Here is a 20,583-nt window from a genome sequence, read left to right as displayed (position 1 = left end):
TACTTCACCATAATATGGTCAATCAACTTTTTCTGTAGCGACTAATATCCCGTGTATATATCCAGTCATTCCCGTTGAATACACTGTAACCTCCGTGAGCTTCTCGTTTGATGGTATGTCAATTCTGTAATCAACCGGATTCTTCAACCAGTTATGGTTACCAGTGGTTCCACAACCAACTTCAACCCCACTAGTATTAACAGCACCGAAATAGCTTATAACTTTCTTGGGGTCGTTTACAAACTCATAATCCGCAACACGAATATGTAACTGCTTGATCTGTTTACCAACCTTCAAAGTTCTCTCAACGCCACCAGTGCCACCAACATAGTAGCTTGATGACACACCTAAAGCATCGACAACGACCCCACTACGACAATAAAGATCATTACCAGCAGAGAAGTTAAATGTGTTATTGAACAATGGCCTTCTATCATTATAGACAAGAGCTCCATATGCTCCTCTTACATCCGCACCATAAAATGTGATAATTTTATTCACTTTAAAACCATCCAATGGATGGCCAGGTTTTGAAAGTACAAACTCAGGTTTATATTGACCGACTTTAAAACCAGAATGGAAATCATACTGTCCATTCCCTAGAGCTGTTGTATAGAACGACACCCCAATATTTGCTAGTGCAACGTCACCATCAAACACTTGATAATCCGTATCATTCACCCCACGATAATAAATACTATATGGTACGCTACGAGCCGTTTTCATTGTTTCAGGTAATGGGATATTTACTACATACGCAGCAGATTCGTCACCATTTTTAATACATGTAACATAAGCAGCTTCGCGTATTAATAAATCATCAATGGGAGATTCGGATATGCCAAGCATATTAACTGACTTATAAGCAATATCCAACACAGCTGGAGTACTACTCCAATAATTTCTTTTGGTTGGCCAATATCCTTTCGTCTTTTCCGAACGTTTCAGGTCCAGTAATTCATCCACCGTTGGTAATCTGGCGCCCCGACTCTCACACAATCCCTTGGCAGCATGATAAGAAAATGCAGCAGCTTCAAATCGACTATTGGATCCAGGAATATCAGTTTCAGTAAATGATTGATAACTTAACCCAATCAGGCCTGCTTGATATGAGCCCAAGGGCGCCATATACACAGCATCGCTACCAGGAAGCTGAATGTCAGTATAATAATCATCAACTTTGACAGCAATGATGGCTGTCGCGAAACCAGCATTATGATCAGTAATTGTATATGTGATGTAAAAGACACCAGGAGTGAATGACTTAAATTTTATCTTTGTATTACTGACATCCTCAGGTGAGTCAATAGCTGCAATTCCATTAAAAGAATATATGTCATGCAACTGAATACTATCATTATCAGGATCTGATATATGATCTTTGATATCTATCAGCGTTTCTTCACCTGCTTTTATAACCTGCGGCGCAACTGGATAAGAAAAATTATTGGCTATAGGCGCAGCATTTCCTTCCTGAGAAATCGCAACATCTACACTACCAAGGTAAATTCCCCCCTCACCATCTGTCATTTCATAAAAAATACGTGAAATTCCAGACTCTTGAGCTGTATAGAAAATTTTGTTATCCGCAGTGCTAGCATACGCTGATCCTGAGCCAACAACAATAATGTTATCTGTTAACATTAAACTTCCATTAGAAACGTCCACCGAACCATCGGCATATTCTGACACTGTGAGACTTAATGGAGATAATTGTATTTTATCACTTGCCACCTTATTCGAGGTAGACCTAATAACCGTGCGACTTATTGCACTGGCTGTTACACCATGATTATTTGAGGCCGTATACTTGATTACACAAGATGCAAGGTTGTCAGATTTCAATGAGAAACCATTACTAACTATTACCGCATCATGGCAAACGCTATCCCCACTCAATACTTCAAGGGAGCTAAGATAAGGAGTCTCTCCATCTGAAGATGCAATAAATGGTTTTAAATCAACCAAAGCAATATCATTCACTTTAAAAGAGTGGATAGTATCATTAGCAGATACAACGCTGGTTGTCATTGGCGGTGTAGATGGTGTCGATGGTGTAGAACCACTGTTATCATCCCCCCCCCCGCAACTACTTAAGAGTGTACACATAATGATAAGGCAAAGTAGGTACATCCTCATATAACCCCCGACAAATATGAATAGTTATAAATTAAAATCCATAAAAATATAAATCGCTTGTGTCTTATACAGCAGCAATAATATCTTCTAACTAAAATCCACATAGTTTCTCTGAACCAGGTCTCAATATGGAATTATCGCGTTGATGTGCCGGTAGTTATCAATATTAAGTGATGCCATGCAGCACCAATACACTTGACCATATATAGGGTATATTTACTCAAAGCTGTAAAAAATTATGCCGTAGCATTGTGACAACAACAGTATCTTGCCCGCTTTATCGAACCATCTCATTACATCGATATCACTGCATTGCTATCGACTTTTTTACCACCATTTCATAGGCTAGCCCGATAATCCGGCTACTATTCAAACTCATAGCGCCAATATCTTTATATGATAGAGTACAACTTGCAGTGTAATTAAGTTGGCGAGTGGACTGGAATATAAAATAGACTCGTATCCCCGCAGATTTACCATCACCATGGGTAAAATAACACCATATTGTCAATATTCTTGCTACAGTCAGCGTTTTGTTTTTTATGTGCCGGGATTGATCTTGTCGTTCGCACTACCTTTATATGAAAATAGCGCCTGCTAATAGACAGGCGCATAATTAATTAAGCCAACTACAAATTAAGTCGCTAGCAAAGCCAAAAATTATACTTTCTCGGCAACGATGGTGACTTGAGCCTGCACGGAACCACCTGCACTGACGTCAACTGGAGTCGCCTGCTTAACGGTCAGATTCAGGGTTTTTTCATTGTTCAGAGCAGAACCAATATCCCAGGGGGCATCATTAGCTTCAACAACCAAAGTTCCAACTTCAGAGGTCCCGGAGTAGCTCACCTGAGCTGTGCTCAGAGTCCAGTTGGCATCAACCATGTCGCCAATGACAGAAGTACCGGCATCATAGTCACGAGCCTCTACGGTCACGGGGGTGGAGGTGAAAGAACCATCGGTAGAGACGATCAGCTGACCATTACGAATATCTTGACCCGCCAGACCAGTGATAACCAACTCATCACCAGCTACCGAGCCGGGTACAAAACCAGACCATACGATATCCGCAGTCGGATTGGCAGCCATAGCAGAAGCGGAAAACGCAAGAGCAAGAGCCAGCATAGATTTTTTCATTTATAATTTCCTCTGTTGTAAATTGTTTAATTCAAGATATAGCAAGAAGCAGCTATGACTTCCTGACAAAACAAAAATACAACACAATCACATCCCCCCCATGTAGGACTGGGAGTATATTTGCGTAGGCCCTTCCCCAAAAAAAACTATTGTCATCTGAATATCTTGAAGCTTTCTTGGTTTTGTTCTCATGGTAATCCACCCGAAAAAATGAGGTGCTCATAGGTAGCACTTTTCCCGAACTGTGAATACAGGGGCGCCACATGAAAATATCACGCTTTAACGATATCCAGATCATCCCCCATCCTCAACTAGCCCGAGGTCGGCTCACTCGTCCCAGAGCTTTGCCGCAAGCATGGCATCAGCACTACGACCATCTACAAGTGGTGTTCCAAATTCGGCGGGATGACTTCCTCCCTCATGACTCGCCTCAAGGAGCTGGAGGATGAGAACCCCGCCTTGAGAAGATGTATGCCAAGGAGCGCCTCAAGTCCTAGCTCATCTCCGAGGTTATGGCAAAAAGTGGTGACGCCCTCTGCCCGCAAGGAGATGGCAATAAAGGCCGTGGCTCATTACGCCATCTCTATTCGCCTGGCTTACAAGCAGGGCGAGGCAGTTATCGCTATCAGCCCGTTCTGGCCGATGAAAACCAGGAGATTGCCGACTAGCTGCTGCGCCTCACCACCAACCAGAGCCGCTGGGGCTTTGGACTGTGCTTCCTCTACCTGTGCGCTACGCCAAAGACTTTAGCTGGAACAACAAGCAGATCTACCGGGGCTATCGAACACTGGAACTCAATCTGCAGATAAAACCCAAGAAGAGGTTGGTGCGTGCCAAACCGGAGCCGTTGGTAGTCCCCGACCAGCCCAATCGGGATTGGTCGATAGATTTCAATGCATCGAGGTTCATTTTTCCTTGCCCGCCGCACGGGCTAAACGAACGCTGGTGCATGTGATGGGTGGCTGAGCAAGCCGGCCGTAATCAGCTGTGGCAATGGCCCGAAATAGATCAACGAAGAACTCAAGAGCTGGGCGAAATAGGAGGGAATATGGTTGGGGTATATCCAGCCAAGCAAACCGCAGCAGAATGCTTAAATCAAGCTGTTTAACCGCACGGTGCGTTACGACTAGTTAGGCCAATACCTTTTTGAGTCACTCAATGAACTACAGCAGTTTGCTACGAACTGGTTGTGGGTTGATAACCATGAGCAGCCCAATATGGCTCTGGGTGGCTACACGCCGAAACGATGTCTGACACAGACTGCATAACCTCTAGTTTCGAGTGGCCTAAAAATAGGGGATTACCCTATAAAACCATGAAAATTAAAGCCCTGAGAGATACTAACACTTCAGGGCTTTATTAAACAAAAGGATAAAATCTACTTTATTATATCTGTAGAAATCTTTAGCCCTACTATTTGATCAGGAATCGCAGGATTTCGATACGCAGTAATCTCAACAGGTCTCTCATTTGGAGCCAATTGAATGTCGTATATCACATTATTTCCAAACCAATAACTCGGCAAAAGTGATCCACAACCATATTCAGCACCTGAAGAATCTACATACCCAAAGTAGGCTATAACATTAGTTGAGGGTAGACCGTAATCGTGAAACTCCGCTGTACGAATACGAAGCGTTTTCATATCTGCCGTACTCAAATATTTGTAATACTGTTCCGGATTCGTCGGGTTAACCATAACACCACCACTATTTAGGTAACTTATACTACCAAAAAAAGAACTTGGTGATGTGCCTATAAGTCTAAGAACCTGCGTAACACCTGACCCTGCGCTACACAAAATACCATCACCACCAGGAGGGAAATTAAAGATCTGACTGATAGCAAATGGATTATTTTGACTATCAACCGTTTCACCATATATCCCTTTCAAACTCGGCCCATAAAAATTAACATCCTTTTTTAGTCTAACCCCATCCAACGGATGGCCTGGCTTAGAAAGCAAAAAATCTAGTTGATATTGACCAGATTTAACTCCGGCATGAAAATCATACACACCATCTCCACGAGCAGTGGTCGAAAACGACTCAGCTAAATTTGTCAGTTTGACATCACCATCAAACAACTGTGGCTCTATTACCCCCCCCCCTTGATAATAAATACTATATGGTACAATGGAAGATGTTTTCATCGACTCTGGCAGTGAAACCGATATAATATAATTACTTGGATCATCACGTTCAATACATGTTACATATGCAACTTCACTCGTTAATGACCCACTGGGAATATCTGATGAATCAAGCATATTTATGGAGTAATAACTCGTATCGATAGCCGTGGGATTGGCACTCCAATAATTCCTCTTGGTTGGCCAATACCCTTTAGTTTTTCCCGAGCGTTTCAGGTCCAGTAATTCATCCACCGTTGGCAATCTTGCGCCACGACTGTCACATAATCCTTTGGCAGCAGAATAAGAAAATGCAGCTACTTCAAACTGACCATTATCTGCTGGAATATAATTTTCTATAACCGTTTGATATGTAAGCCCTACTTGATTGGCTTTGTACGCACTCAAGGGAGCCATATACAAAACGCCACTATCAGTAAGATGAATGTCAGTATAATAATCATCAACTTTGACAGCAATGATGGCTGTCGCGAAACCAGCATTATGATCAGCAATTGTATATGTGATGTAAAACACACCAGGAGTGAATGACTTAAATTTTATCTTTGTATTACTGACATCCTCAGGTGAGGCAATAGCTGCAATTCCATTAAAAGAATATATGTCATGTAACTGAATACTATCATTATCAGGATCTGATATATGATCTTTGATATCTATCAGCGTTTCTTCACCTGCTTTTATAACCTGCGGCGCAACTGGATAAGAAAAATTATTTGCTATAGGCGCAGCATTTCCTTCCTGAGAAATCGCAACATCTACACTACCAAGGTAAATTCCCCCCTCACCATCTGTCATTTCATAAAAAATACGTGAAATTCCAGACTCTTGAGCTGTATAGAAAATTTTGTTATCCGCAGTGCTAGCCTGCGCTGATCCTGAGCCAACAACAATAATGTTATCTGTTAACATTAAACTTCCATTAGAAACGTCCACCGAACCATCGGCATATTCTGACACTGTGAGACTTAATGGAGATAATTGTATTTTATCACTTGCCACCTTATTCGAGGTAGACCTAATAACCGTGCGACTTATTGCACTGGCTGTTACACCATGATTATTTGAGGCCGTATACTTGATTACACAAGATGCAAGGTTGTCAGATTTCAATGAGAAACCATTACTAACTATTACCGCATCATGGCAAACGCTATCCCCACCCAATACTTCAAGGGAGCTAATATATGGAATCTCTCCATTTGAAGATGCAATAAATGGTTTTAAATCAACCGAAGCAATATCATTCACTTTAAAAGAGTGGATAGTATCATTAGCAGATACAACGCTGGTTGTCATCGGTGGTGTAGATGGTTTAGAACCGCCGCTATCACCATCCCCACCGCCCCCACAGCCACTCAAGACTGTGCACATTGCGATAAAGTAAAGTCGGTGCACTTTAATTCTCCTTAAAAATTAAAAATGCTTTTACTAAGTTAGTAAAAAAATCGTTGAATAAAACAGCCAACCTATTGGCATATCAATCACCTACGACATACGTAACCGAAATATTGTGAATCTTTCCCATTTTAAACCTGACGCTACTAGCAGCCGTTCATTATTAACGTTAAAAATACCAGCCTCATGATTGCAGGAATAACACACCAAGAAATACAAGATGCAATCTCTGCAAAATCGCCAGACATCTCCATGGCATTAATGGATACACATACAATCAACTCTAAGCCCCCGATACACTCTTACAATGGCATTGAGAAAAAATAAACGCATCACCATTTACCTATTAACTAAAAAGTACGCTTATGGAATTTCATTCACACCAATCCGTGACATGGGTAAATCTGCGGTTGAAAGTAATAGTATCCTATTTCTAAAGATGCACTGATGAAATATAGGTTCCAAGTGGTTGTACACATGGAACCGCGAAACATTTAACGATAGTTAATATTATTAATTATCTGTAAAAATCTGAACTCCCAATATATCCCTACTTGTCGTATTTTTTGCGTACACTATAATTTTAACAATCTTTTCATTTAACCCCAATGGTATGGTATGTAGAACATGATTCTCGTAATTACCTACTTTGGGTTCAAGTGAACCGCAACCATAGCTAACCCCATTGGAATCTTCATACCCAAAAAAGGATATAACCGTCTCATTAGTAGGCAGATATCTTGACAGACGAATAATAAGTTTCTTCATTTTATTCGACTCTAGAACTCTCCAATCCCAATCCCATTGAACCGACCCAACAAAAGAGCCTTTGTTTTTTGATACACCTAAAGCCGTAACTTGGTTAGCATGGCCGCAATATATATTCTCACCAGAAGGAAACTCGTACGTGACATGGACAGGTAACGGTGGATTATTGGTAACTATACCGACTTGAGTATCTTTTCTACCAAATAGCCCCTTCCAATTTAAACCATTAATTGTGATATTCTTATACACCCTAAATCCATGCAGCGGATGACCGGGTTTCGAAAGCACAAACTCTGGCTGGTATGAACCGACACGCTCACCAGCATAAAAATCATTCTGTCCATTTCCAAGAGCTGTGGTGAAGAACGACATCCCTAGATTTGCCAGCTTGACATCACCATCAAATAACCGTAATTCAGCAGCATTTACATTTCGATAATAAACACTATATGGTACCTTAGTAGATACTCTCATCTCCTCTGGAAGTGACAGCGTTACAACATAGTCGCTTGGTTCCCCAACTTCAACACACGTTACATATGCAACTTCACTCGTTAGTAACGAGCTAGGTGTATCTGATGAATCAAGCATATTTACCGAATAATAACTCGTATCGACAGCCGCAGGAATAGCACTCCAATAATTCCTCTTGGTTGGCCAATACCCTTTAGTTTTTCCCGAGCGTTTCAGGTCCAGTAATTCATCCACTGTCGGCAATCTGGCACCACGACTGTCACATAATCCCTCAGCAGCATAATAAGAAAATGCGGCTGCTTCAAACTGACCATTAGCCCCAGGAATATCAGCTTCTATAATAGATTGATATTTAAACCCAACTAGATTGGCTTTGTATGCGCTCAATGGTGACATATACATAGCACCACTATCAGGAAGAGTAATATCAGTATAATAATCATCAACCTTGACCGCAATAATTGCTGTCGCAAAGCCAGAGCGATCATCAGAAATGGTATATGTGATAAAGAAAGTTCCGGGAGTGAATGACTTAAACTTTATCTTTGTATTACTGACATCCTCAGGAGAGGCAATAGTGGCAATTCCATTGAAAGAATATATGTCATGCAACCGAATACTATCATTATCAGTGTCTGATATATGATCTTTGATATCGATCTGTATTTCTTCACCTGCTTTTATGACCTGTGGCGCAACTGGATAAGAAAAGTTGTTGGCTATGGGTGCGGTATTTCCTTCCTGAGAAATCGCAACATCTACACTACCAAGGTAAACTCCCCCCTCACCATCTATCATTTCATAAAAAATACGTGAAATCCCAGACTCTTGTGCTGTATACAAAATCTTGTTATCCGCAGTGCTAGCCTGCGCTGATCCTAAGCCAACGACAATGATGTTATCTGTTAACATCAAAGTTCCATTAGAAACATCCACTGAACCATCGCTATATTCTGATACCGTGAGACTTAATGGAGATAATTGTATTTTATCACTTGCCACCTTATTCGTGATTGAACGAATAACCGTGCGGCTTATTGCACTGGCGCTTATACCGTGATTATCAGACACAGTATACTTGATTAGACAAGATGCAGGTGCATCAGACTTCAACGAGAAACCATTCTTGTCTATTACTGCATCATGGCAAACACTATCCCCACTCAATACTTCAAGAGAGCTAAGATAAGGAGTTGCTCCATCTGAAGATGCCGTAAATGGTTTTAAATCAATCGAAGCGGTTTCATTCACTTTAAAAGAGTGGATAATATCATTGGCAGATACCACGCGGTTTGTTATTGATGGTGCAGATGGAGAAGAGGGAGAAGAGGGAGAAGAACTGCTTTTATCAGCATCTCCTCCCCCCCCACAGCCACCCAAGATCGCACATAATATGACGAAATATAGCCTGTACATCCCTATTCCCTCGGTAATCACATAAAAACCAATGGTTTATTAAAAGTCAGTTTCAAATAAAACTGTAAAACTATCTGTGTATCTGCCACTTTCAATATCAGAGGCTGCAATATTGTCGTATGATACTTCAAGCTTAAAATCCACTCTGGATTTATCTGTACCAGCACTCAATATCGAGCTAGCTGTATTGAGTGTACCAGCCGCAACCAACGATGACGTAGAGCAGGCAGCACCGATGCACTTGACACTATATGGAATATCCTTACCCGACGTTGTGTGGGTTAATCGATAAGTGTCAGGTAACAGCATCATCTTGATACCTTTATCGAAGTATCCCATTGCGTTGACATCAAAAATTGTATTCGCCGAGACGGTTTTAGCCACCTTATCGTACACAGGTTCCATCACTCCGCTTCCATTCAAACTAACAGAGCTGATGTAGGCAGGCTTAAAGTTAATCTGGATTGAAAACGACTGACGAATATCACGATATGTCAAGGCTCCGCTATCTGTGTAATAAAAATAGCGCGTAGAAAACGGTATAACACCTGTGTAAATGCCCTCTGGCTTCCCCTCAAAAGCGGCCATAATGACACTGTCATCAATATTAAAAAGTGGCCTCAGAAAAAAGAATGGCGTCTTTGAAGACCCGTTATTTACAAGCTTATCATAGCTACAATTAAATTGCCCAATAAGATATATTACATTACCAGCAGTCCCTTGGTCAACACACGGTGTCAATGGTACGCTCGGAGAGACATCAGCAATAGAATTACTACCTGCATTATACTCAATACCTGTTAGTATAAATGTAAATGTCGCACTATTACTACCATTAGTTATGGTAATGTCTGGATTTGATTGAGGTGACCCCATAAACCCTGGACGCCACTTTGTTGTAGGTGCCAATCCACTGATAGCAGACCAAGTAGTCAACGTTTTTTCTCCATGAGAGATCGTTAAATTATCCCATGTCAGTCTACCGTTGCTTATCTTACCGTTCAATGTATATGCATGTGCTAATGACAACGGCAAATATAACAATGTTGTAAGAATGATCTTCCAAATCATATTTTTGCTTCCGGTGTCAAAATAATCTGGCGTTTATAGCTTTCATCATGATTATAAATTGATGCTTCTAGTGTCAAGGACTGCATATAGTCTGGCAACTCAAACTTTTTATATCTACCTGCGATAACTCGTTCTTGAGACCGGCAGTTAACCACATTATCTGATTTGCAGCGGTCTATCACGAAAGTGAGCATTGTATTACCCTGGTTCAAAATCTCTAGTGTTCGCCCCTTCCGCGTAATACTGTATTGCATTTTACTGGTTTTTGCTGGGACCACATAAATAACCGAGTAGCCATAATTGACTTGTACCGCGTTCTCTTGCTGCTCACCTTTTTTCAGATATGGCGCAGGCTCAAATACTACACTAAAAGTCATATCTTTATCGCTTTCACACTTTACTTTATAGCAAAGTGATCGAATCCCTACATCTTTTGTTCGACCTGGTTCGAGAATTAATTGTGGACTGGTTGTCATAACACGCCATTGTTGAATATTCTCTTTGGTATATTTACTTCGTGTTAATTCACCTCGGCTATCAGTGTTGATTTCACTGATAGATGTTTTTATATAACTTGTTTTGTCAAGATCGTTAGTTAAGGTAACTACACCATTACCACTCTCATCAGAAATGAGAAACATTGTATCAACAGTCAATGCATGGGCAGCATAGCTGCCCATCATACCAACGAAAAACATTATGCATTTAGTCATGCTGTAAACCCTCACTATTATCACGCATTGCGACTGGTTGGTTTATACTACCAAGGCTGTGATTCTCACGAGCATATAGTTGCATGCTATCTATTATCAACTCCTGAGCCTTGGATATAGTCAGTGAATCTTCATTATCCATTAACAAGTAAAGTGCAATATCAGAACCCACTTTACGTTGATAGACAGCACCATCCAAGGAGACTAGACGTTTGATGTAGTCCTTAACCAAATTTGTATCATCAAAAGTACCGACGTAATAAAGTTCTGATTGTGTTAGAGTATCCTGTTTTACAACACTGACAATTGAACGAGGTTTTACATCAGGCAGACAATAATTATTACCAAAATTCATCAGTTCGGCATCTTCATAATCAGTTGGTATCAAGCAACGATTTTCTCCTGCGTATAGCGAAAAATCACTTCCTTCAACTAGTGTCACACGAAATACGCCATCCATTACCTTGGTCACATCAATACAACCAAACCCCTTACATAAAACCTCATCAATAGGATCATCAAACACATCAGAAAATGAGCTTACAAAGGTGACAACAGGCTTCAAACTAGGTTTTATTACCACGACACTACCTGGATAAGTGAAGCCATTAAATCCCTGATCACCACTGTTATAAAGAGAGACGCTCTCGGTATCAATGTTTATATCATAGCTATCATAGGCACTAATTGGCATACTCTGATTTTTGTCATAGATGAACACCTTGTTTTCCAATTTCTCATTTTTTCGTAACGTTACAAAACCATAAGGGTCATTATCTGAAATAATCTTCTCTTGTATACCAGCATCAATAATAGTGTAGGCATCTGAGCGCTGACTAGTGAACGTCACCCCATTGCTTGAAACAAGCTGGCTGCTGGACAAGCTTCCCGATATACCATAATTACCATCGTCATTTGCATATACACTTGTATTACCACGATATGCATTCTCATTAACTGAGGCTGTACCATACATCTCATTCATTACATGCTGTCTAGCGCCTGAGTATGTCGAAGAAACCTCAAGCGAACTATTCGTATTAGACCTATCAAATAGCTCGTTTTTAAGTAAACTGGAGCGGTATTGTCTACCACCAACAGAGCTATCATTGGTACTAAATTTCGCTTCCCAGCTGCTACCGAATGGTATCTGGAAGTTCATAAATGTAGCGTAACTCTTACCTACATGATCATAATCTAAAGTGAGGTCAAGCCTTGCATTTAATGGTAATGTATAGCCAAGACCTATGGTGGATAAGTTATACTTGGTATATAACTTGCCACTTTCCGGTATATAATATTCACCACTGCTATACGTGTAATAGCTATTCAAGCCATTATCAAAGCGATAGAATATATTTCCAGAAATTTTTTCATAATCAAACCCCCCCATTAGATATGCAGCTAATGTATCATCGTTATCTTTATGCTGTAATTTTTCATACTGGACAGAGAAATAGTTCACTGCCAAACGAGCATCAAATGCCAAGGAACCGGGCTGATATATTGAAACGCTACTATTCAGGGCACTTTTAAAGGGTAAATACCATGTTGAACCCACAACTGCCATACCATCACTATCTGCACCAAGTGCACCAGCAGCAGCAAACCATGAGTCAGCAATCCGATATGAATATAGCGAACTAAAAAAAGCAACATCATCGAAACGAGATACTTCACTTGGCGATAACGGAGTTATTTCATTTAGCTCATAAAACTGCGCTGAAAATAAATCTCGAGATTCATTAAACTGCCCAATAGAAAGTACATAGTCGCCATTCCCAACCTTTGGTACATTTGCAATATTGTTATATATGGTCTTTTTCTCAGAAGAGATCACATTCCCCGCAACCACCACTTCGAGCTCTATGTCATACCGCCCAGATGGAAGTTCGCTGTATGATATTGTACCTTGCCCCTCAGATATCTGTAGTTGCTTGATAATTCTACCATCTCGTACTATTCGTAACTCACCAGGTGCAGGCGAGAAAAAGAATAACCGCTCATAATTTTGCCCATCATTTATAACAAGGTTATTCGTTGAACCGAAATTTAATGATGTCTGCTTGATGAATCTCGTTGGGCTGACCATATCGGTTGAGTTAAAGGCGACACCATTATCAAACTGACCTAGATAAATTCGCTTATCACTAGCAAAAGACAGATCGTAAGATAGCTCGTACAATCTATTTCTAGAATCACTGGCTGTAAAGTCAGATGTCAAATGTCCATATGGTAAACCTAATATCGACTTGTTATTAATAGCATAAGACGTTGAATCATGGAATGCGCTAGAGTATATATCTACATGATTCACAAATGCGCCATGATCGTTGAGTGCATTTGCATACTCTACATTTGTGCTTGGCTTATCTAACTTGGTGCCATTGACAAACAGGGTTAACAGTGCATTGTCATAATCATAATAAAATGCATAGTCACTCGGCATAACCACGCATTCTCTGATATAGCCATAACATTTCTCAGTGTTCTTAACACCCTTTTCCAAGGACGTCAGGATACTCTCAGACATCGCACGCGATACGTTATTGCGCTTAAAATAACGCTGCAACTGTTCAACAGCCACCTCCTGGTTTTTTGGCAGCCTTACACTGTCGTAATTGACACTCAATACTACACTGGTTGTTCCCGCACCATTAATATCTTTAATTGATACGGCTCGCTCTTTATACTCAAAAAGCTCTGAGAATTCACTCGGCACATCAGCATGCACAGCAATCGTGCATGATAACATGTTGAGCATGAGTGCAAACCTATTTACCAATCTCATATATTAAGCTCAAGTCTAACTGAAATATCACCAAAACATGCCCCCCTCCCGAGCTGAGAGGCTGACAACCCATTAAAGCTGATTTTCACCTGATAATCACCTTCATAAAAGCCATTGTTGATAATATTGAATTCAGGAATAGAAATACTTCCCGATACCGGAATGCTAATACCATCAACACTTAACTTAGCAAATCCATACACATCCGAATCAGGGGTAGATGTTAAATTCACTGCAGAATTATTACTATCAAAACAAGCCACGTTATTTTCATTGATAAAAATGGAAAAACCATTATTGACTTCAGATGTCGGCAACTGACTAATAACAGACATCTTCGCATCCAATTCTCTGAACACGCCGGTACCACGATCAAAAGTAGTGACCAATGTATCTGGTGTAAACCTAACGCTAAGCCCCCCTTCCAAGAAGTTATTCTTATCTATCTCAGTGGAGAGATTAATTTGCCTAGAAATTGGAGCGCTAATAGACAACATAGGAGTTATAATTAACGCGACTAAGAGCATTATCTCTCGCATACCCCCCCCGTCTTAGAAACAAAAAGCGCCTACCAATATGCAGGCGCACAATTAATTCAGCCAGCTACAAATTAAGTCGCTAGCAAAGCCAAAAAATTATACTTTCTCGGCAACGATGGTGACTTGTGCCTGCACGGAACCACCTGCACTGACGTCAACTGGAGTCGCCTGCTTAACGGTCAGATTCAGGGTTTTTTCATTGTTCAGAGCAGAACCAATATCCCAAGGAGCATCATTAGCTTCAACAACCAAAGTTCCGACTTCAGAGGTCCCGGAGTAGCTCACCTGAGCTGTGCTCAGAGTCCAGTTGGCATCAACCATATCGCCAATGACAGAAGTACCGGCATCATAGTCACGAGCCTCTACGGTCACGGGGGTGGAAGTGAAAGAACCATCGGTAGAGACGATCAGCTGACCATTACGAATATCTTGACCCGCCAGACCAGTGATAACCAACTCATCACCAGCTACCGAGCCGGGTACAAAACCAGACCATACGATATCCGCGGTCGGATTGGCAGCCATAGCAGAAGCGGAAAACGCAAGAGCAAGAGCCAGCATAGATTTTTTCATTTACAATTACCTTTGTTGTTAAGACTTTTAATTTAAAGCTCTGTTAAGAAAGCACAAAGACACAAACATATGCACTCGTGACTTCCTTCCAACAAAGATACCAAAAAAAATTCGCCCCCCACGCAGGACCAATCATCTTGAAATGTAGGAACCCTCTCATTCCATGGGTTGATGTGTTTATCTTTCAGCAGTTGATACGCTTTTCATTAATAAGTAATCAGCTGCGTTATTTCCCAAATAGGTGCATCTTGATTTCGTCAATATTGATATTATTATCATCCTGTTGTGGTCAACTAAATCGGACACTTGGTTAGGCTGTGTTCTTAAAGTGATGAATATATAATCTCAAATCTTCTCAACAGCTTAAGACCTATGCAGTGTCCCGTCGTTACCAGTTGACCGATGCACAATAGGGGCTTATCAAGCCCCCTTTTTCTATGCCGCCGCATAAGCGGACGCCCTACTCGTGGGCCACGCCAAGTGCTTGATGGCATTCTCTGGATTCTTCATACCGGCGCACCTTGGCGAGATCTGCCAGAACATTTCGGCCCATGGAGCTCGGTCTACAACACCTTTCGACGTTGGCTGAGTACAGGTCGTATCGATGCCATCCTTGCTGCGTTGCAACTGCATCTCAATGAAGAAGGGCTTATCGACTTCGACCTGTGGTGCATTGACGGCTCCAATGTCAGGGCATCCAAAGATGCTGTCGGAGCTCGTAAAAAAATACTTCGGTGAATCAAGCTCTTGGTCGCTCTCGTGGTGGTTTTGGCAGCAAAATTCACTTGGTTACTGATGGTAATGGTTTACCGCTGGGGTTCTGCCTTTCGCCGGGGCAATCAGCGGAAATCAGATATGCGACAAGTGCGTTGGCCATGGCAAGGATCCCGACTTCATCAGGCCATTATCGCACTCGGCCAACGCATCTTGCCGCAGACAAGGCCTATAGCAGCAGGGCTCTGCTGGCAGAACTTCGGCGCAGAAAGATAAAAGCGGTTATCCCGCAACGCAGCGACCAGCAACGACACCATAAGGGACGTCCACTGGTGTTAGACAAAGCTCGTTATCGTAGGAAAAATGTGGTCGAACGGTGCTTCGGATGGCTGAAGAAGTTTCGCAGATTCTCAACGAGGTATGAAAAGCTGGCGGGAAGTTTTGCTGCTTTTATCAAGCTGGCTTTCTGCCTTCGTTACTTACGGGAACTATTGGTGGACAGAAAACCAGCATTTTGAGAACACAGCCTAGGCTCCAGTGAGTGGCCGATATTTTCCTAGCCATGGTGCAGGATCGGCCCTACCGAAAGGGACTGAATGCCGGGCTGGCTCTCGACTTCTTACAACTGCTGGCAAGTCAGAACCGGGGGGATGCCGCTAGCCGGTCTGCCGGAACCATCTCGAGACAGGCTTGACCGGCGCGTCATGAACGGTTGCGCCTTGCCCGAAACTCGCGGGGGGAGAGGGCGAACGCTTCCTTGAAAAAGCGGGTAAAGCTGCTCTGGGTGGCAAAGCCGAGCCGAGCCCCCACCGCCTGCAGGGGGAGGGCGGGATCCTGCAGCAGGCGGCAGGCCTCCTCCCGCCTAACTTGTTCCAGCAGGGCTGAAAAATGGCACCCTTCTTCCCTCAGATGGCGGTTGAGCGTCCAGCGGGTCAACTTGAGATGCTCGCAGACCGTGGTCAGCTGGGGGCGTTCATCCTGGCATCCTTGCCAGAGTTGATGGCGGATGAGCCCCATCACTTTGTCCCGATAGCGGCTGCTTGGCCGCAACTGCGCCATCTGCCTGTCGAGCTCCCCGAGCAGCAAGGGTTGCAGGGGGGCGTTGTATTGGCCGTGGGCGTTGTCGAGCAAGAGGGCAGGAAAACGCAGCTCGAAGGTGTCACCCTGCTGCAACCGGCCCTCCAACCAGGTTGACAGCTCTCGCCTTAGTCTGGGTCTGATGGGAGTGGGCAGCATGAGTGTTCCTGAACCTGGATGATAAAACTGCAGTAGGGCATATAGGTGACAGAGGTTGGCTAGGCTGCCGAGGACGATGACGTCCGGGTGATCCGATTCCGAATGGTAACTGAGTCTGGCCTCTCCCTCTTCTTCCCGCAGGATGATCCGGTCGCACTCGCCGATGAGGGGGCGGTATGAGAGGAAAAAGTGGAGAGCCTGGCGCAGGGTGGCGGCGTTGCAGCACAGGCTCGCCAGCGGCAGATAGTCGGTAAACAAGCCGGTGAGGGTGGGAGGAGACCACGACAGGGTGGCGTTGACGTGAGGGGCGGCGATGGACAGCAGCCGGAAGTGGCGGCGGGCATCTATCCGTCCTTGAGGTAGCATCAACTCTTCTTTGGCGATGCCGGACCCAAGCAGCAGCTGGGCCGGATCCCGTCCCTCTGCCTGCCAATAGTCCAGGCAGTGCAGGGCAATCCGGTTTGAAACAGTCTTCACGGCAAAAATCCTTGTTGCGGCGGCCCACCATCATGGGACATCGGCGGCGGATTGCCGTGAGCCAGCGCCGCTTTCCTGTTTCAGATTTGTAACCAAGGGTAACCCTGCTACCCTTTTCACACTTTTCGATGCTGCTCCCAACCGGCAACTTCCTGCACCCGACGGGCAAGTGAGGGGGGCCACTTTTGCATAAAGTGGCCACTCCTACACACACAAGGAAGAGAACAATAATGAAACACCACTCGCTCTCCCGAACCCGTGTTGCACTCACCATCGGGGTCCTGTTGCTGGCAGGGTGCAACGACAACGACTCCGCCCCCAAGCCCGAGCAGCCGGTTCTGGGCCACCGCACCGCCACCTTGATCGAGCAGGATGGCCTGCAATTCAAGGATCTCGATGGCAACGGTACCCTGACTCCTTACGAGGACTGGCGCCTCGGCGCCGCCGCGCGGGCACGGGATCTGGTGGGCAGGCTCACCCTGGCCCAGAAGGCGGGGTTGATGATGCACGGCACCCTGGTGCTGGACGGGAAGGGGCGGGTGAACCTCGCGGCCATGGACAAGATGCTGCGCGAGGACGGAGTCAACACCTTCATCACCCGCATGGCCGGGGATCCGGCGGCCATCGCCGCGGACAACAACACTCTGCAGGCCCTGCTGGAAGGGGTGGGATTCGGTATTCCCATGACGGTGAGCACGGATCCCCGCAACCATTTCACCCATGATCCCAACGCCACCAGCATCGGTGCCGGGGCCTTCTCCCAGTGGCCCGAGCCCCTGGGACTCGCCGCCATCGGCGATGCCGCCCTGGTGCAGCGCTTTGCCGACATCGCCCGTCAGGAGTACCGGGCCGTCGGCATCCATGAGGCGCTCTCGCCCCAGGCGGATCTCGCGACGGAGCCGCGCTGGGGGCGTATCAACGGCACCTTCGGTGAAGACAACCTGCTCGCCAAGTCTCTGGTCAAGGCCTACATCGAGGGCTTCCAGCAGGGGAACCAGGGAATAGGCAAGGAGAGCGTGCTCACCGTGGTCAAGCACTTCGCCGGGGCCGGTCCCCAGAAGGACGGGCTGGATGCCCACAACCCCTGGGGCAAGGAGCAAATCTACCCGGGGGGCCAGTTTGCCTACCACCTGGTGCCCTTCGAGGGTGCCTTCGAGGCCAGGGTGGGGGCCGTGATGCCCTATTACGCCATGCCCCTGGGCCTGACGCAGGATGGGCAGCCTGTCGAGGAGGTGGGGTTTGGCTTCAACCGCCAGATCATCACGGATCTGTTGCGGGGCCACTTCAAGTTTGACGGCGTGGTGCTGAGCGACTGGGGCATCGTCAATGACTGTGACAGCCGCTGCGAGCAGGGGTTGACCCAGGATGAAGTCAATGCCGGGGTGAGCCCCTGGACCGTGCCCTTTGGCATGTCTTGGGGAGTGGAGAAGCTCACCAAGGCCGAGCGTTATGCCAAGGCCATCGACGCCGGGGTGGATCAGTTTGGTGGCGTGGAAGATCCCGCTCCCTTGCTGGCGGCGGTGCAGAGCGGCCAGGTGACCGAGGCGGCCATCACCACCTCGGCCGAGCGGATCCTGGAACAGAAGTTCGCCCTGGGACTGTTCGAGAACCCCTATGTGGATACCCAGGCCGCGGTGGCCCTGGTGGGCAAGGCCGAGTTCCAGCAGGAAGCCCAGGCCGCCCAAGCGGCATCCCACGTGTTGCTGAAGCACGAGGGAGCCCTGCTGCCGCTCAAGGCGGACGGCAAGCGGGTCTACCTGCACAATGTCAACGCCGAGGTGGCCAGGGCCAACGGCTATACGGTAGTGACGAGCCTGGCCCAGGCGGAGCTTGCTATCGTGCGGGTCAACGCACCGGGTGAGCAGGATCCCCGTTTCCCGTTTGGCAGCATCCACTTTGGCCAGCTCGGTTTTGCCAGCAATGATCAAGTGGTGCAGGAGACTGCCCACGATGGGGTCTACCGCGGCGCGGATGACTATGCGGCCATCCAGGCCATCGAGCAGGCCGGGGTGCCCATGGTGCTCTCCGTCTATCTGGACAGACCCGCCATCCTGACCGAGGTGGCCCCGGCGGCCCGGGTATTGCTTGCCAACTTCGGCGCCCTAGATCAGGCCCTGTTCGATGTCATCAGCGGCACGCAGAAGGCCCGTGGCAAACTGCCTTTCGAACTGCCTGCCAGCTGGCAGGCGGTGCTGGCCCAGCACTCTGACGTGGCCAAGGATTCGGTGGACCCTCTTTATCCCTATGGGGCCGGTCTTGCCTATTGACGTGCAGGGAACAGTATGCTCTTCAAGGCGTCTTCGGGCGCCTTGAGGCGTCCTGACAAGATCGGACTGTCTCGTATCAAGTAGCCTGAGCCGTTCTCCAATATCTCTTTGTGAATTCTGCCGAGCTGACATTGCCAAGTCGTTAGTGCCGACGTTGGCGGTTATAAAAAATCTCGATGTATTCCTGAATTGCTGCCTTGGCCTCCGCTCTCGTCTTGACTCGATGGTGGTGAACCAATTCATTTTTAAGAGACCCCAAAAACGCTCTATCGGTGCATTTTCAAAGCAGTTCCCCTTGCGTGACATAGAGGTCTACATGCCCAATTGTACCTGGAGAGCCCGGTAATCCTTGGCACACTACTGACTACCCCGGTCTGTGTGATGGATGAGCCCAGCTGGCGGCCTCTTCTGCTGCACAGGGCGAAGAAGGGCCTGGCTGACCAACCCGGTAGTCATTCTCTCTCCCATCGAATAGGGAAGGTGCGAACAAGTGGATCGCACCTTCACCACGATTTCTTTGTCCGCATTTGAAATGCCCATCACTCCCAAAACCTGAGTTTTTGCCACAAGTATTCGGCTATTAAGCGCCATTTAGCCTCATTTTCGAGGCTTATCTAGATTTTTGGGCACAGCTATCCCATGCCCGTATCATCTGGTCCACGCGAAACAGATTCGCCAGCGTAAACAACATCGCCAGTTGGTTGTCATTCTTGGGCGT

Annotated in this window: 11 protein-coding genes and 3 pseudogenes; 3 read left to right on the top strand and 11 right to left on the bottom strand. The window is 45.4% G+C overall.

What is annotated here, in order from left to right:
- Positions 1-18: 18 nt before the first annotated feature.
- Together I6L49_RS03675 and I6L49_RS03670 are read right to left on the bottom strand one after the other, a co-directional pair.
- Positions 19-2,031 carry a beta-prism lectin domain-containing protein gene (locus I6L49_RS03675; RefSeq protein ID WP_216950621.1) on the bottom strand — a complete coding sequence of 671 codons (2,013 nt, stop codon included), beginning with the start codon at positions 2,029-2,031 and terminating at the stop codon, positions 19-21.
- Between the two features lie 768 nt (positions 2,032-2,799).
- The gene (locus I6L49_RS03670) at positions 2,800-3,276 is read right to left on the bottom strand and encodes a hypothetical protein (protein WP_216950614.1); all 477 of its coding nucleotides are present in this window, start codon (positions 3,274-3,276) and stop codon (positions 2,800-2,802) included.
- A 263-nt stretch (positions 3,277-3,539) separates the two neighbouring features.
- On the opposite strand from I6L49_RS03670, the pseudogene I6L49_RS03665 reads away from it, so the two are divergent.
- Positions 3,540-4,544: pseudogene (locus I6L49_RS03665) on the top strand (integrase core domain-containing protein).
- 110 nt (positions 4,545-4,654) lie between these two features.
- On the opposite strand, the gene I6L49_RS03660 reads toward I6L49_RS03665, so the two are convergent.
- From I6L49_RS03660 to I6L49_RS03630, 7 genes are all read right to left on the bottom strand, one after another.
- Positions 4,655-6,826 (bottom strand): hypothetical protein, encoded by a 2,172-nt coding sequence (locus tag I6L49_RS03660; protein WP_216950620.1) that lies wholly within the window; start codon positions 6,824-6,826, stop codon positions 4,655-4,657.
- Positions 6,827-7,339: 513 nt separating this feature from the next.
- Positions 7,340-9,484, bottom strand: a complete 2,145-nt coding sequence (locus I6L49_RS03655; RefSeq protein ID WP_216950619.1) for a hypothetical protein — start codon at positions 9,482-9,484, stop codon at positions 7,340-7,342.
- A gap of 39 nt (positions 9,485-9,523) precedes the next feature.
- On the bottom strand, positions 9,524-10,555 hold the full coding sequence (locus I6L49_RS03650; RefSeq protein ID WP_216950618.1) for a hypothetical protein: 1,032 nt from the start codon (positions 10,553-10,555) through the stop codon (positions 9,524-9,526).
- Positions 10,552-11,268, bottom strand: coding sequence for a hypothetical protein (locus tag I6L49_RS03645; protein WP_216950617.1), 717 nt, complete (start codon positions 11,266-11,268; stop codon positions 10,552-10,554). Before I6L49_RS03645 ends, I6L49_RS03650 begins: the two co-directional genes overlap by 4 nt.
- Positions 11,261-14,032, bottom strand: coding sequence for a TcfC E-set like domain-containing protein (locus I6L49_RS03640; RefSeq protein ID WP_216950616.1), 2,772 nt, complete (start codon positions 14,030-14,032; stop codon positions 11,261-11,263). Before I6L49_RS03640 ends, I6L49_RS03645 begins: the two co-directional genes overlap by 8 nt.
- Before the next feature lie 23 nt (positions 14,033-14,055).
- Positions 14,056-14,598, bottom strand: a complete 543-nt coding sequence (locus I6L49_RS03635; RefSeq protein ID WP_216950615.1) for a hypothetical protein — start codon at positions 14,596-14,598, stop codon at positions 14,056-14,058.
- 96 nt (positions 14,599-14,694) lie between these two features.
- Positions 14,695-15,171 carry a hypothetical protein gene (locus tag I6L49_RS03630; RefSeq protein WP_216950614.1) on the bottom strand — a complete coding sequence of 159 codons (477 nt, stop codon included), beginning with the start codon at positions 15,169-15,171 and terminating at the stop codon, positions 14,695-14,697.
- A 419-nt stretch (positions 15,172-15,590) separates the two neighbouring features.
- Here I6L49_RS03630 and I6L49_RS03625 point away from each other — a divergent pair.
- Positions 15,591-16,403, top strand: a pseudogene (locus I6L49_RS03625) (IS5 family transposase).
- 184 nt (positions 16,404-16,587) lie between these two features.
- Here the strand turns inward: I6L49_RS03625 and I6L49_RS03620 are convergent.
- Entirely contained in the window at positions 16,588-17,598 is a 1,011-nt protein-coding gene (locus I6L49_RS03620; RefSeq protein ID WP_216950613.1) for an AraC family transcriptional regulator, read from the bottom strand.
- Positions 17,599-17,828: 230 nt separating this feature from the next.
- Here I6L49_RS03620 and I6L49_RS03615 point away from each other — a divergent pair, with 230 nt between their 5' ends.
- Positions 17,829-19,865, top strand: a complete 2,037-nt coding sequence (locus I6L49_RS03615; protein ID WP_216950612.1) for a glycoside hydrolase family 3 protein — start codon at positions 17,829-17,831, stop codon at positions 19,863-19,865.
- 76 nt (positions 19,866-19,941) lie between these two features.
- Here the strand turns inward: I6L49_RS03615 and I6L49_RS03610 are convergent.
- Positions 19,942-20,339, bottom strand: a pseudogene (locus I6L49_RS03610) (IS3 family transposase); the annotation flags it as partial.
- Positions 20,340-20,583 lie beyond the last annotated feature (244 nt).

The organism is Aeromonas sp. FDAARGOS 1419 (assembly GCF_019047045.1).
Taxonomy (GTDB): domain Bacteria; phylum Pseudomonadota; class Gammaproteobacteria; order Enterobacterales; family Aeromonadaceae; genus Aeromonas; species Aeromonas veronii.
The sequence above is the reverse complement of the archived record's forward strand: the minus strand, read 5'-3'. Positions and strand labels throughout refer to the sequence as shown.

Bases quoted from the DNA above. Each gene is read 5' to 3' on its own strand.
- I6L49_RS03630 (WP_216950614.1), bottom strand. From the start codon at position 15,171: ATGAAAAAATCTATGCTGGCTCTTGCTCTTGCGTTTTCCGCTTCTGCT.
- I6L49_RS03655 (WP_216950619.1), bottom strand. From the start codon at position 9,484: ATGTACAGGCTATATTTCGTCATATTATGTGCGATCTTGGGTGGCTGT.
- I6L49_RS03635 (WP_216950615.1), bottom strand. From the start codon at position 14,598: ATGCGAGAGATAATGCTCTTAGTCGCGTTAATTATAACTCCTATGTTG.
- I6L49_RS03670 (WP_216950614.1), bottom strand. From the start codon at position 3,276: ATGAAAAAATCTATGCTGGCTCTTGCTCTTGCGTTTTCCGCTTCTGCT.
- I6L49_RS03615 (WP_216950612.1), top strand. From the start codon at position 17,829: ATGAAACACCACTCGCTCTCCCGAACCCGTGTTGCACTCACCATCGGG.
- I6L49_RS03640 (WP_216950616.1), bottom strand. From the start codon at position 14,032: ATGCTCAACATGTTATCATGCACGATTGCTGTGCATGCTGATGTGCCG.
- I6L49_RS03675 (WP_216950621.1), bottom strand. From the start codon at position 2,031: ATGACAACCAGCGTTGTATCTGCTAATGATACTATCCACTCTTTTAAA.
- I6L49_RS03650 (WP_216950618.1), bottom strand. From the start codon at position 10,555: ATGATTTGGAAGATCATTCTTACAACATTGTTATATTTGCCGTTGTCA.
- I6L49_RS03645 (WP_216950617.1), bottom strand. From the start codon at position 11,268: ATGACTAAATGCATAATGTTTTTCGTTGGTATGATGGGCAGCTATGCT.